Origin of the sequence: Agarivorans sp. QJM3NY_30 (assembly GCF_050870855.2) — a bacterium.
Lineage (GTDB): Bacteria > Pseudomonadota > Gammaproteobacteria > Enterobacterales > Celerinatantimonadaceae > Agarivorans.
This window is the reverse complement of record NZ_CP194038.2, coordinates 2997357-3010443: the sequence shown is the minus strand read 5'-3', so window position 1 is coordinate 3010443 and position 13087 is coordinate 2997357. Positions and strand designations below refer to the sequence as shown.

Annotated in this window: 14 protein-coding genes; 11 read left to right on the top strand and 3 right to left on the bottom strand. The window is 44.6% G+C overall.

Going from position 1 to position 13087, the window contains the following annotated elements:
- Position 1 precedes the first annotated feature (1 nt).
- The 5 genes from ACRRSX_RS13665 (at position 2) to ACRRSX_RS13645 (ending at position 3873) form a co-directional block, all read left to right on the top strand.
- Complete coding sequence (locus tag ACRRSX_RS13665) at positions 2 to 553, top strand: hypothetical protein (RefSeq protein ID WP_432452631.1); 552 nt, start codon at positions 2 to 4, stop codon at positions 551 to 553.
- Positions 554 to 566: 13 nt separating this feature from the next.
- Positions 567 to 1625 carry a glycosyltransferase family 4 protein gene (locus ACRRSX_RS13660; RefSeq protein ID WP_432452632.1) on the top strand — a complete coding sequence of 353 codons (1059 nt, stop codon included), beginning with the start codon at positions 567 to 569 and terminating at the stop codon, positions 1623 to 1625.
- Between the two features lie 336 nt (positions 1626 to 1961).
- Positions 1962 to 2777, top strand: coding sequence for a hypothetical protein (locus ACRRSX_RS13655; RefSeq protein ID WP_432452633.1), 816 nt, complete (start codon positions 1962 to 1964; stop codon positions 2775 to 2777).
- Between the two features lie 3 nt (positions 2778 to 2780).
- Positions 2781 to 3188: a hypothetical protein gene (locus ACRRSX_RS13650; protein ID WP_432452634.1), complete on the top strand. Its 408-nt coding sequence runs from the start codon at positions 2781 to 2783 to the stop codon at positions 3186 to 3188.
- Positions 3181 to 3873, top strand: a complete 693-nt coding sequence (locus tag ACRRSX_RS13645; RefSeq protein WP_432452635.1) for a hypothetical protein — start codon at positions 3181 to 3183, stop codon at positions 3871 to 3873. Before ACRRSX_RS13650 ends, ACRRSX_RS13645 begins: the two co-directional genes overlap by 8 nt.
- 92 nt (positions 3874 to 3965) lie before the next feature.
- On the opposite strand, the gene ACRRSX_RS13640 is transcribed toward ACRRSX_RS13645, so the two are convergent.
- Complete coding sequence (locus ACRRSX_RS13640) at positions 3966 to 4196, bottom strand: DUF2798 domain-containing protein (RefSeq protein ID WP_432452636.1); 231 nt, start codon at positions 4194 to 4196, stop codon at positions 3966 to 3968.
- Between the two features lie 399 nt (positions 4197 to 4595).
- Here ACRRSX_RS13640 and ACRRSX_RS13635 point away from each other — a divergent pair, with 399 nt between their 5' ends.
- Positions 4596 to 5129 carry a hypothetical protein gene (locus tag ACRRSX_RS13635; RefSeq protein ID WP_432452637.1) on the top strand — a complete coding sequence of 178 codons (534 nt, stop codon included), beginning with the start codon at positions 4596 to 4598 and terminating at the stop codon, positions 5127 to 5129.
- A 118-nt stretch (positions 5130 to 5247) separates the two neighbouring features.
- Positions 5248 to 5730 carry a hypothetical protein gene (locus ACRRSX_RS13630; RefSeq protein WP_432452638.1) on the top strand — a complete coding sequence of 161 codons (483 nt, stop codon included), beginning with the start codon at positions 5248 to 5250 and terminating at the stop codon, positions 5728 to 5730.
- Between the two features lie 337 nt (positions 5731 to 6067).
- Here the strand turns inward: ACRRSX_RS13630 and ACRRSX_RS13625 are convergent, their stop codons facing one another.
- Positions 6068 to 6238 carry a hypothetical protein gene (locus ACRRSX_RS13625; RefSeq protein WP_432452639.1) on the bottom strand — a complete coding sequence of 57 codons (171 nt, stop codon included), beginning with the start codon at positions 6236 to 6238 and terminating at the stop codon, positions 6068 to 6070.
- A gap of 36 nt (positions 6239 to 6274) precedes the next feature.
- Positions 6275 to 7408, bottom strand: a complete 1134-nt coding sequence (locus ACRRSX_RS13620; protein ID WP_432452597.1) for an ISAs1 family transposase — start codon at positions 7406 to 7408, stop codon at positions 6275 to 6277.
- A gap of 331 nt (positions 7409 to 7739) precedes the next feature.
- On the opposite strand from ACRRSX_RS13620, the gene ACRRSX_RS13615 reads away from it, so the two are divergent.
- From ACRRSX_RS13615 to ACRRSX_RS13600, 4 genes are all read left to right on the top strand, one after another.
- On the top strand, positions 7740 to 8840 hold the full coding sequence (locus ACRRSX_RS13615; RefSeq protein WP_432452640.1) for an ISAs1 family transposase: 1101 nt from the start codon (positions 7740 to 7742) through the stop codon (positions 8838 to 8840).
- Between the two features lie 660 nt (positions 8841 to 9500).
- The gene (locus ACRRSX_RS13610; protein ID WP_432452641.1) at positions 9501 to 9716 is read left to right on the top strand and encodes a hypothetical protein; all 216 of its coding nucleotides are present in this window, start codon (positions 9501 to 9503) and stop codon (positions 9714 to 9716) included.
- 552 nt (positions 9717 to 10268) lie between these two features.
- Positions 10269 to 12053 carry an ABC transporter substrate-binding protein gene (locus tag ACRRSX_RS13605; RefSeq protein WP_432452642.1) on the top strand — a complete coding sequence of 595 codons (1785 nt, stop codon included), beginning with the start codon at positions 10269 to 10271 and terminating at the stop codon, positions 12051 to 12053.
- Positions 12054 to 12134: 81 nt separating this feature from the next.
- Positions 12135 to 13073 carry an ABC transporter permease gene (locus ACRRSX_RS13600; protein ID WP_432452643.1) on the top strand — a complete coding sequence of 313 codons (939 nt, stop codon included), beginning with the start codon at positions 12135 to 12137 and terminating at the stop codon, positions 13071 to 13073.
- Positions 13074 to 13087 lie beyond the last annotated feature (14 nt).

The following is a 13087-nucleotide window of genomic DNA, read 5'->3' as shown; positions in this document are numbered from 1 at the left end:
CATGACAGGCTTTACACAAATCACAAACCGACTGTTTTATAGCTCAATCTTGGCGACCAGTTTACTAATGGTGGGCTGTGGTGGTGGCGGTGACAGCGCCCCTGCAAATAATCAGAATAACGAGCAGCCCGCAGCGCCGATTGAACCTGCACCAGTAGAGCAGCCATCAATCGTCGAGCCACCGGCGCCCAGCCCAGAACCTGCGCCTGTGGTGAGTAGCCTTGAGCAGCTCCAGGTTGCCGAGAGTTTTAGTTTTGTTAATCAGCAGCAGCGGCAGCTGAACATTCGATACCCCTATTCGCAAGGCGAGCGTGCTTATCTAAATATTTGCACTCACTGGAAAAATGCCGACAGTGGCAGCATAGAATACAGCTCTTGTTTATGGCGAGGCCAAATCAGCGCTTCGCAAATGGCGCTGCAATTGACCGTACCGGCCCATGCTTCGCTGTTAATTGCCGAAATATGGCAGTTGTCTTCGGGAAATGTGAGCAGCGTTCAGCAGCAGCTGAGCTTGGCTGAGTTTGGGACACAAACCCTGACTTTTAACTTTTAATTGAGTCGCGCCGATGCAAACTTATCGAAGCAGTGATACTCCCCCGCAAACTCAGGCGATTTGGCTGTTTATCGACAGCCAAACGGTTGGCGGGATTGAAAGCCACGTGGTCAATTTAGCTCAGGCTTTGGCCAAGCGCAGGCATCCGGTTTGTGTGGTATTGTGGCGCGCCTATCAACCAGACCATCCGATGCTGGCCCAGCTTAATCAGCATCAGGTGGCTTGGCTGGTGTTGGATGGTTCGATACGAACACTGCGCCGAGCGTTGAATGATTATTCGCCTTGTGTGGTGCATAGTCATGGCTACAAGGCCAGTATTGTTGCTCGCTTGGTGCGTCTGTTTCAGCCCATCAGGTTGGTGTCCAGTTTTCATGCGGGTGAAGCCTGCCAGGGTCGTTTAGCGCTGTATGATTTTGCTGATCGCTATAGCGCGTGGCTGTCGCAGCAACGCATTGCGGTGAGCCAGTCAATCGCCAGCCGGGTGGCGGCGTCTTGTCAAGTCATCAATAACTTTGTTGAGTTACCCGCAGCAAGGGCCAGCCTGGCAAGCGTGAATCGCAGCCCGACCATCGCTTTGGTTGGGCGCTTAACTCAGGTGAAAGGTCCCGATCGTTTCTATGACTTGGCCAAGGCGCTGCCGCAGTTTGATTTTGCGGTGTATGGGGAAGGCGACTGGTTTGAACAGGCAAATCTCCCCCCTTTAGCAAACCTCGTCTTTCATGGCCGAAAATCTTCCATGAGCAATCATTGGGCGAATATCGACTTATTGTGCATGCCATCGCGCCACGAAGGTTTACCCTTAGCGGCGCTCGAAGCCATGGCGCGGGGGATCCCGGTGATGGCCACCAATGTGGGCGCCTTGGGTCAGTTAATCCAACATCGGGTGAATGGTTTCCTATTTGAGCAATTTCAGCGCAGCCAATGGCGGGATTGTTTGCTGGAGTGGCAGCATAGCACCCAGCTACAGCACGCGTTGAGCGCTCGGGCGAGGCTAACCGTGGCACAGCATTATTCTGCAGAGGCAGTATTGCCGCAATTTGAAGCTCTCTATCGGCAGCTCAGGCAAAGCTAAAACCGCCAGTGATGCTTGGTTTGAGCAGCTTGCGGGGTCAAATGTTTGCTGGAGTGGCAGCATAGCACTTAGCTACAGCATGCGTTGAGCGCTCGGGCGAGGCAAACTGTAGTGGCACAGCATTATTCTGCAGAGGCAGTATTGCCGCAATTTGAAGCTCTCTATCGGCAGCTCTGGCAAAGCTAAAACGGCCAGTGACGCTTGGTGTGAGCAGCTTGCGGGGTCAAATCAATGCAAGCTTAGTGCTCTGTCTTTATGATTAGTGTTTGAGGCCGCCGTTGGCTTTAGTCAGCCCAAATCAGGGTTTCATGGAGCGTGAGTGAATAAGGAACCGCGGTGAGTCTGATACAGAGTCAAGCAAATCTTCTCAAACAAGCCGCATATCTGCTCAAAGATATTGAAGCCGAGTTACATTTTCGTGCGCCATATTCTTCCAAACTAAAGCCAATCCGCGAGCTGCTGCAATGGCTCAAAGATGGCCAGCCAGTGGGGTGTTTTCGCCATCAATACGGGTCGGAGCAAGCCGATGCTGCAGCGGACGAGCATTTCGAGTTGAGTGATAACCTCACGATTGACGATTGCTTGGAGCCAGACGCCTTTTGGCAGGCACCACTGGCTCAGTTGCTGGCGGAGTCGGCATTATGTGAAAGCATCATGCTCAAGCTGAGCCAAGGTCAAGCGCAAGAGCTTATTTATAATCCCTTGATCTACGAAGCCGGCAAACCGTTTTTTTTCATCCTGAGTAAAACTCGGGAGCCACAGGCACTGGCTGCCTTTGTGCAGCTGTTCTGTCACTATCTGCGCTACAACGAGCAACTCGATTGGCAACAAATTCAGCCGAATAATGTGCAGGATTTAATGTGCAGCATCGTCATCCCCAGTCTGGCGAAGTTTCGCGAAAGTATGATTAGTGAGGTGATAGTTATGGATGAAACCCATTGGCATAGTGCGGTGGCGCTTGAAAATATCTTGCAACATGCTTCAGATCCCGAGGTCGGCATTTGGCTGGACGGGCTGAAGCTGAGCGTGGATGAAAACTACATGCCACCCATCGATAACTGGATCCTCAATGCGCTGCAGCTGCAGCCGGATGGTGATAATCCGCTGCAATTTTTTGAAACGCCGCAACAATACGTGTTATTTGGGAGTTAAATCATGAACGCTTGTTTATGCAGTGGATTGCTGGTGGCCTTACTTAGCGTGGCAAGCTGGCCGTTGTCGGCCGCCGATACCCAGCTGTTACGTCATGTTCAAGGGCTGAGCCGAGATTACTATTACCTGAATATCGAGTCGCCGGCCCAGCCCTTTCAGGTTCAGGATATTGTGGGGGGCGAGCACGAAAACCAATACTTCATCCTTGGTTTTGCGGGCGATCAATTCTCGATTGCCATCGATTCACTGGAGGGGGACGCTGGCTACTCGCTTGGAGGTGAGGGCTACCAAGCTCAACAACAGGCGGAGGGAGACCATGTGCTGGTGGAACAGCCGCACACTTGGATCAGGATTCAGGTGTCGGCCCATCCCTATGCCGAATATCGTTTAAGGGTGAAAAAATATGAATGAGCAAAACCCCGGGCAAGCCGCTGCCAGTGCGCAAATCGCGGCGCTGTTGGAGCTACTTCCCACCCTTAAAGCCGAGCTACGGTTTGCCGGTTGTGAGCTGGGGGCTCCCTTATTCAGGCGGATCGAGCAAATGCTGAGTGAGCTTAATCAAGCCCAGCGCTCGGCCATGGACTCGCGGTTTGCCAGTACCGCCGAGATTGAAGATCCGGTGGCCCACTTGCAGCAGTATCCGTTTTTAGCGCCCGTTTATCACTGCGATGGTCACGGCCATGTACAGGTTCAGCAGCCGCAAAGTCACCAGCCCCATTCCTTAGAAAGCTTATTACAGGCGATTGAAGATAAAAATGACTGGTCACGCTGTTTTTGCATGTTTGAAGCTCAGGATCCGGTCTGGTTAGCAGAGCTCGCCGAGCAGCTAACCAACAGCGCCGCTTACCATACGCAGTGTCAATTGAAACTGAGTGAGTTGCTCAACCAGCGAGCCCAGTTAATTGGCCTGTTGCAGGACGCTGACCAATGGTACTGGGATGCTGAAAATCATCACTTGCTGTTATCACTGATGGCCACCATCGAGAGTTTGTTGGTGGATGACGATAGCGACGAATTGGAACAGGAAATAGAACGCAGCATGCTAAACGCATTGAAACAGCGCCTGGCCGAGCGTTATCAGCAACTCGTGGACTAAATTTAGCTTCTGAGCAGGCGGATGCTGGTTCAATCTCATTCGCCTGCCGGCATGCCAAAAACGCTGTTGTCCTGGCTTGTGAGCAGCCTGCCTCAGGTTTCGCGCGAGGTCGTGAGTTTCAGGGCAATACCAAAGGAAACTTTACTGACCACCAGTGAAAGTAAAAAGGCAATCGGCCAGGCCAGTAGGAAACGCTCGAGCCAGATACTCAGCCATTGTGCGTTAAAGCCTAATTCGATAAAGCTGAAAATGCCGGTCATTAAGAACGCCATCATTAATGAAATGAGGAACTGAGCAATAATAATGGTTTTTGGGTTTTGCATGGTTTCATCCAAGTCATGGATGATGCTTAGGACATGATTAAATACACCGCTGCACCATCCTAATTAAAGGTTAGTGCCGTGGGTTCGCCAATCGCGACTAGATCTCACCGAGGGGGGAGGGCCGGAATAACCATACCGACCTAAAATTTTTTCGACGCGGGATGTTAAATAAAATGGTGATCCGGGTCAAGCTTTTGCTGTGTTTATGCAATGCCTTGTTGCTAGCAATGAATGCATCCTTGAATATGACTTTACTATCAATTTATGTGCTAACTGTCTGAAATTATTAAAAAGTAGTGATATGCTATTGAACAATCAATGGATGAAATAAGGTCGACTCCCGTATGATAACAAGGTTTTTTTTCTTCAGAGAAGCTGTTAGCTAGCCCAGCAGGTTTTATGAATATTTTAATACATTTTTTATTTTTTATTTTACTTTCGACAAGCGCTTTCGCAAAGGTTTGTAAAAAGGGGCAGCCCTGTGGTAACTCATGCATATCTTGGAATAAAACATGTCGTATAGAACAACCAACTTTATTTACTCATCAGAACCAAATAGCAAATAATAATACTGGAGAAGATGTTCCGACTGGTCGTAAAATTAAGGACAGTATTACTATTGAGGCTGAATTTGGTTGTATGGTTACATGGACTGCTTTGGTTGATTTTCATCTATTCAAGAAAAATGAAGAAGAAGTTATTAATGATGTTTTATATAAAGTTAAGCTTAAGGCGGAATTTAATAATCAATCAATCGACCAAAATTCAGAAAATGAATTAAGGGTTGTTTACAGAAATGCACTTAATAAAGATTCTATCAAAGCATTAGAGTTGGAAAAAATGCAAAAAGATGTGGAATCATTCCGTGGTGAGTTTATGAAAAGTTGCGTAATACAAACAGTAAAGATAATAGCTATGCGCAAGGATAGCTAACAAATGAGAATATGTGTAGAAGCAATTCCCCCAAATTTAGCAGTAGTCAAAATTATAAATAATAAAATGGTCGTCTCAACTATTTGACCGTGCAAATAATCATAGATTTTTATTATGGGTGTCTAAATTAACTGCGCTTTTAAAGCTGTATTTAACGGAGAAAGTTTTGAAGATAAAACGTAATAACAAACAATGTGAACTGGATGGGCCTTTAGCTTTGCATGAAGCCATGCTTGAAGCTGACTTGAATGCAAAGCTATTCAGACCCACAGATCCCATGTTTATGGAATCTGTGGGTGAAATGGTCACTCGAATAAATGAAATGAATGACATTCACGATAAAGGTGAGTTTGAGTCACTTGTTGAGGACGCTTGCCGAGAGCACTTGTTCTTTTTAAAGCTTGAAAATCAAGACAATGTTGTTGAGCTTCACTTTGAGAATAATGAAATTACCATCACTAATTCAACAGCCAATGAAGTCTCTGCATTGCTCGAAATGGCGGCTTCTCTAAATGCTGAATTACTGAATGAATTCGGTCGGCTGATCCCTCAACCAAAGAGTCCAAAAAAATCATTCTGGCGCTTGTTGGGGCTGAAATAAAATTACGGAGTCGCTTATTCCAAGCCGCAAAATGGCTGCAATGGTCTGAACAGGTTTTGGCTTTCGTCAAAAACAACAAAGAAACAACAACAAAAAACAAGATACCCACTTCAAGGCTCAGTTAATGTAAATAACCGTAGGTTTTTATCATGGGTGTCTAAATTAATTTTTTTAAATTAAATTTTTATCAGAAGATGTTAATTACTTGGAGAAAATTTGAAAGGTCGAATATCAAGATTGACAATAGTAGATGTATGTCTTGAAGGTGTTGTATTGGCACAAAACGAATACTGTGATATGTCTGGCGGGGTCTGGGTTTGTTGGGCTCCTGAGTACTTTATAACAACAACTGTTGCGCGGTGTTTGCATCAAGCAAAAGGCAATAAGTATGTAACGATTGAAAACGGTGCATACGATGCTCTTGACTATGCTGGAGCTGTTGGTAAAGGTCTAATTCATAGAGATATACGATCCGGCGGACGTTTTGATCTTCTACTTTGGTGGGCAAAAGGAGCTCCTAGAGCCAGGGTGAGAGCATGAATGCTCACTTTTTACTCACTCCTTTAAAACCAGCCAGCAGCACCTTATCCAAATAGCTACAACTCATAGCTGCAATTTTCTGTTTGCGCCGGATGCTGGCTTTTCTTGTCGTTTCTGCACGCAGCATGTTTATAGCTATATGGCGCATACAAGCCATGATCTCTGCCGCGTTGCCACGGTAAATCTGGCAAGCATCTTCATTCATAGATGCATCCAAAACCCAGTGTAGACTGTTTTCTATGGCCCAGTGACCACGAACAGCAGCTGCAAAACGTTCCACACTGAGTTCTGCAGAACAAATATAATAGCGATAATCGAGTGATTCTTTACCTGCTTTATCAATGCGATAACCAATGGCAACCCCGATACTTTTTAAGCCTTTCCAGTCTGGAAACTGTTTGATAAGTTCACCTGCAGGAAGTACATGATATTCACGGACTTCAACACGTCCATGGCCCTGTTCGATAGTGACATCATTCCGTAAGCTCGTAGCTTTTACGCTTTCTAACAGTGCTTGTTGAACAGATTTAGCCAGTGTCTCTTGGTTACCTTTAACTGCAAGCAGATAATCACCACCGTTATCGACGATGGTTGAAGCGATATTTTTCTGGCATGCAATGGCATCAATAGATACCAAACAACCTTTGATATCCAGTAGCTTAATGAGCTCCGGGATAGCCGTGATTTCGTTCGACTTAGCATCTGTTTTTCGCTGACCGATGACAACACCATTTTTAGTGGCGAATGCACTGACCATGTGAATGGTAGATTGCCGGGATTCACGATCATAGGAGCCACGCAAGACTTTGCCATCAATAGCGATCAGTTCGCCTTCGGAGCGAGCAGAGACTGCTTCCATCCAGCTGATGAAACACTGCTGAAACTCGCTAGAGTCAAGGCGCGAGACGATTCTAGCAATGGTATCGTGAACAGGTAAACCATCTTTGAATAAGCCCTTATCTTGGAACCAATCAAGGTGGATTTCTCCAAAATCTTCAATGTCTTCCCATCCCTCGGCACCGGCTATCGCTGCACAAATAGTCAGGAATAGAACATCAAATAATGGATAACTGATTTTCGCTGACTGACGTGGGTCTTTTAGGTCGCCGAAATGAAGAGAAAAGGCATCGATACTCATGGTGATACTCTCGAAAAAGAGAGTATAAGATCACAACTCGATCTGCAGGTCAAATAGGATGAGCTTGGTTAAATAATGTTCGCGATCTCACCCTGCTCCTAGAGCCGTAATTGAAGTAAAGAACAGAGTATTTAATAAGACACAATATGAATCAGATTTAAAAAGAATTACTGGCGTTCTAAAACGAAAGAAGTTGCAGTCTTCAATGGAATTTGGTGCATTTACTTTCTACTCTGCTGCCGATGACTCGTCTACTAAAAGGTCAGGGCGGGATCGCACTTTGTTAACAGATATGATCTAATACCTCTAAACCCTAAGCTACATAGTTATTTTGAACATAATTGAACATTTATCAGTCGTCGAGGATACTCGATCTGACATCAATCAAAAGCATGACCTTATTGACGTGATTTTCCTTGTTATCAGTGCTATCGCATCAGGATGTGAAGGCTGGCAAGACATTGAATATTGTGGAGAAGAGAAGTTGGGCTGGCTGAGGAAATATAGACCATTTGAACACGGGATCCCAAGACGACACACGATAGCACGCATTTTGCGTTCTGTTGTCGCGGAGTCTTTGCTTGAGGCATTAGCTCTGTGGATTAACGAGCAGCGAACGAGTCAAAACAGAGCCATCATCGCATTTGACGGAAAAGTACTGCGTGGCTCGTACCGAAATAACAAGAAAACAGCATTACAATTGGTTACAGCCTATGATACTGAACGTGGTCTCGTTCTGAGTCAGAAACCGACAGCGAACAAGAACGGCGAGATTAGCGTTGTGCGCCAAATGCTTGATGTTATTAACGTAAAAGGCAGTGTTGTCACCGTTGATGCTCTACATTGTCAGCGCGATACACTAGAGAAAATCGCAGAAAAGAAGGCTCATGTTGTCGTTCAAGTAAAAAACAACCAACCAAAGTTGAGAGCGGCTGTTGTTGAGCAGTTTCAAGCCGTCTTTGATGCTGGTAAAGAGAAGGTCGTCACTGAAATTAAAGAAAAACACCATGGTCGTAGCGAAGAGCGATACGTCTTTCAACTAAAGGCCAAGTTGCCCGAAGAGTTAGCAAAGAAATGGCCAACGGTAAGAAGCATCATAGCAGTGGAACGCCACCGCGTGATAAATGGGAAAGGCACTGTAGATACCTCGTATTACATAAGCTCAATGTCACCGAATCACAAATTGTTAGGCCACTATATTCGTCAGCATTGGCGAATTGAAAACAGCCAGCATTACGTATTAGATGTTGTTTTTAAAGAGGATAACTCTCGCATTACTTTAGACGGAGCGGTGGAAAACATAGCTCTATTTAGACGTTTTGTGATGAACATGCTCAAACAATGCGATTGTGGAGCGCCAAGTCACAAAGTGAAGTTGAAAAAAGCGGGATGGAGCGACGATTATCGGGCACGAGTCTTCTTTGGGTTATAAATCCATCAAAGTATGCTCCCGCCCTGACTAAAAGGTCGCATGAGATATTGGAACAACGAATTGAAACTATTCAGAATAACGCTCAAGTAATTGTTGGCGATGACTTCAAAGCAACTTTATACATAAATGACATAGTGATTGAAGATGCAAGCGCTTGGTTTGCTGGGTGTATACTCGTAGAACATAAAAATAACAAGATATCCACCTCAAGGCTCCGTTAATGTAAATAACCGTAGGTTTTTATCATGGGTGTCTGAATTAACTGCTTGTGAATGTCGCTGGGTTAAATCGTAGGCTGTTAAATGACAATGGTTAAAGTAATTCTTAAATCACAACATGACGTAAAATTAGGTAGACATCCATGGCAACTCTTGAAATGACACGAGTTGCCTTAGCAGTCGTCTAAACCGCTATATTATTGGTCAGTTTCATTTGTCATGATTCTTCTGTTTTGGAAAGCATTGCAGCTAAGCGTGTCGAGCTAGTTTGTTGAAGCCGTCTGAAATACTGAATATCGCTACTTTCACTAGCAGAGTATTATGGCTAGGCATCAGAAGCATAAAGGATATGACTGTGAACATTGGATTTTCAGTATCAGATTTAACAAAGCGTAATTAATTTTACTCCAATGCGCTTACTCCATTGGGCATTAAGAAGATAGTGGCGTTTGATGGCGCGAGTGGTTTCGGAAAGAATGGAAAACCAGAGTTGTGGTTTGGGAAAGGTCGCCTAAAACAGTCACCTATACATGTTGCTTTTACTGCTGATAGCCGAAAACAGCTTGAGCAATTTTATGAAGCGGCTTTGGCTTCTGGCGCTTTTGTTATCGATACTGATAAGTATAATATTGAGACGGTACGCCGCAGCACTGAATAATGCCTTTCATTGGCTTGAGCTTGGGATAAAAATGGAAGGAAACTAATAGCTGGTTTAGTGTTTGGGTCTTTTGAGCCAAAAGGCGCTATCAGTAAGTGAGGCAGTTTATTTTGCTATGTGGATTTTTTTAAGCTTTTGTCTCAATGGAAAAAATTGCAGTTCTCAAGCGGTGAACATAAGTGGTTCTTAAGGTGGTTATCTATCGCGTTGCTTTCAATTGGAAACGTCCAACTTGGTGCGATTTGCAGGGTGTTGTGAGCCAATTCAGTGAAACACTCAACGGAACATGTCCAATTTGGGCGACTCGTCATAAATATGTCTAAACAAAAACCTTACAAGATATTGGCTGTATGGCGATAGCAAAGACCTATATAATACAACGTGTTGTATATACATGTACCGGTAGGCTCGGACAAGGTGAGTGATGAGTCTGTTGGAAATGTAGCAAAACTGTATAAGTTAAAGAGTCTGTGAAAAGAAAAAAGGAGATGGCTTGTTATTTGCTATGTCATATCAATTAGTTACCTAACAACTTAATATGAAGAGGATCGAATGAAGAACAAACTCTATAAAATAGGCCTGCTCTCTGCGGCGATGCTAGCTTCTTGTTCGCTGTATGCTGGAGAAAGTAAAAGTACACTCAATGTTGCATTCGAACTTGCAGCAACGGGCTTTGACCCTGCGAAAGTTTCTGATATTTATTCCGGTAAAGTCATTGAAAATATTTACGACTCTTTACTCACCTATGACTACCTTGCTCGCCCGATTAAGCTTATTCCTAATACTATTGAAGCCTTACCAACTATTACGAATGACGGAAAAACCTATACTTTTAAAATAAAACCGGGGATCTATTTTGCAGATGACCCCGCGTTTAAAGGTAAAAAGAGAGAGCTGGTTGCTGCTGATTACGTTTATTCCTTGAAACGGATATTCGATAAAACCATTAATTCGCCACAGAGCTATCTGGTTGATGGCAAGTTTGTTGGTACCGATGAAATGGTCACCCAAGCTGGTAATGGTGCGCTGAATTACGACACGCAGATTGAAGGTATTAAAGCGTTAGATAAATATACCTTACAATTGAACCTAACCAGCAAGAACTATAATTTTGCGACTATTTTGGCAATGCCCACTTTTGGCGCTGTTGCACGAGAAGTGATTGAAGCCAATGCCGCAAATACCAATGCGCATCCGGTTGGAACCGGTCCATACATGCTCACAGAGTGGAAACCGGGCAGTAAAATTATCCTAGACGCAAACCCAAATTTCCGTAAATCGGTGTTTAATTATCAGCCTGATCCGAGCGATCCAATTTCTGTTCGGGTTGCTCAAGAGATGCATGGTAAAACTTTGCCACAAATGCAGCACATCAACATTAGTATTATTGAAGAGGAACAACCCGCCTGGCTTGCTTTTTTAAATAATCAGCTTGATCTGAATATGATTCCCCAACCCGCGCTGAAAGAAGCGTTAGTGATGAATCCTAACGACCCGCTGGATGTGAAATTAGCACAAAAATATGTGGATGAAGGCATTACCCTGCAACGTAGTAAAATACTCGAAATTGTATTTTACTTCTTTAATATGGAAGATCCCGTTGTTGGCGGCTATACCCCGGCTAACATTGCATTACGCCGTGCAATTGCCATGGGTTTTCCGATTAATGAAACGATTGCCAGAATTCGTCGTGGGCAGGCGGTTCCTGTAGAATATGCGATCCCAGAAGGGGTTGCAGGCCATAATCCTAAAGTAAAAAGTTCAGTGAAATATAACCCAGCAAAAGCTAATGCATTATTGGATGCAGCGGGTTACAAAATCGGTGACGACGGTTACCGTACCCTACCGGATGGTTCGCCATTATCGGTTCGAATGGGAACCACCACTTCCGCTGTTGACCGCGAATGGAATGAATTTTGGCAGCAAGATTTTGATTCGCTTAAAATAAAACTCTCGTTCAAACCCGGTAAATGGCCTGAATTGTCAAAAGCCAACCGTGAAGGTAAATTGCAGATGTGGGGATTGGCATGGAGTGCCGACTACCCTGATGGCGAGAATTTCATGCAGATGTTTTATGGTCCCAATAAAGGTGATTCTAATTTTGCAGCGTTTAACTTACCCGCCTTTAATAAAGATTATGAGGAAGCGTTAAGCCTGCCAAATGGAGAGAAGCGACAGAAGCTTTATGACCATATGAATAAACTGGTTGTACAGTACCAGCCCTACATTTTTGGCGACACCCGGGTACGTAGCTATGTGTCACACAAAAATGTTCATGGCTATAAAACCCATCCTATTATGCAAGCTCCTTGGCGTTACATAGAAGTAGACAAATAACCGCTCTATTTCATCTGTATTATTCAATACAACTCACCATGAGGTGCGTTGTATTGATGTTTTTTTGCTCGAGGAGACTGCATGCTTTCTTATGTTATTCGCCGCAGCTGGCAAATGATCCCCACCTTGCTTGGGGTGATGTTGCTACTGTTTACACTGTATACCTTGGTTGGCGGTGATCCATCTTATATTTTGGCAGGGAAAAGCCTGAGTAATGAGATGCTGGCCAGCATTCATGCTCAATTAGGCTTGGATAAAAGTCTGCCTGAACAGTTCTGGATTTTTGTGAAACAAGTGATCAGTATGGACTTTGGCACCTCTTGGTCAACCCAACAGCCTGTCTCTGAGATCATCAATAGTCGTATTGGTCCATCGGTGATGCTGTTGTTGACTTGGCAAATGTGTTCACTGTTTTTCTCACTGCTGTTTGCCGCATCTGTCGCTTACTACAACGGCAGCGCTTATGACCGTACTGTGACTATTATTTCAACGGTTGCAATGTCGATCAGTATCTTGGTGTATATCATCGCCGGGCAATACTTTCTTGCCTATAAAATGCAATGGTTTCCAGTGTTCGGCTGGGGCAATGATATGTGGCAAAACTTCCTGATTTATATACCGCTACCGCTATTGATTGGGGTTGCCGTGAGCATTGCACCAGACACGCGCTTTTATCGTACCTGTTTTGTTGAAGAGATGAACAACGATTACGTTCGTACTGCGAGAGCAAAGGGTTTGTCGGAGAGAACCGTTGTTTTAAAACATGTGATGCGTAATGCACTGATTCCGATTGTTACGGGAGTGATGTCTTCCTTACCTTATATGATCACTGGGTCGGTGTTGATCGAACGGTTTTTTGGTATCCCCGGTTTAGGCAACGAAATACTAAGAGCAGTTAATGCCAGTGATTTTCCTGTGATTAAAGCCATTACCATCTATCTCGTGATTACCATTATGATTTTTAATCTGCTTGCGGACTTGATTTATAAGCTGGTCGATCCACGCGTGCAATTAAATTAGGAATGTAAGGTAGG

Bases quoted from the DNA above. Each gene is read 5' to 3' on its own strand.
- ACRRSX_RS13620 (WP_432452597.1), bottom strand. From the start codon at position 7,408: ATGAGTATCGATGCCTTTTCTCTTCATTTCGGCGACCTAAAAGACCCA.
- ACRRSX_RS13640 (WP_432452636.1), bottom strand. From the start codon at position 4,196: ATGCAAAACCCAAAAACCATTATTATTGCTCAGTTCCTCATTTCATTA.
- ACRRSX_RS13660 (WP_432452632.1), top strand. From the start codon at position 567: ATGCAAACTTATCGAAGCAGTGATACTCCCCCGCAAACTCAGGCGATT.
- ACRRSX_RS13605 (WP_432452642.1), top strand. From the start codon at position 10,269: ATGAAGAACAAACTCTATAAAATAGGCCTGCTCTCTGCGGCGATGCTA.
- ACRRSX_RS13635 (WP_432452637.1), top strand. From the start codon at position 4,596: ATGAATATTTTAATACATTTTTTATTTTTTATTTTACTTTCGACAAGC.
- ACRRSX_RS13650 (WP_432452634.1), top strand. From the start codon at position 2,781: ATGAACGCTTGTTTATGCAGTGGATTGCTGGTGGCCTTACTTAGCGTG.
- ACRRSX_RS13665 (WP_432452631.1), top strand. From the start codon at position 2: ATGACAGGCTTTACACAAATCACAAACCGACTGTTTTATAGCTCAATC.
- ACRRSX_RS13645 (WP_432452635.1), top strand. From the start codon at position 3,181: ATGAATGAGCAAAACCCCGGGCAAGCCGCTGCCAGTGCGCAAATCGCG.
- ACRRSX_RS13600 (WP_432452643.1), top strand. From the start codon at position 12,135: ATGCTTTCTTATGTTATTCGCCGCAGCTGGCAAATGATCCCCACCTTG.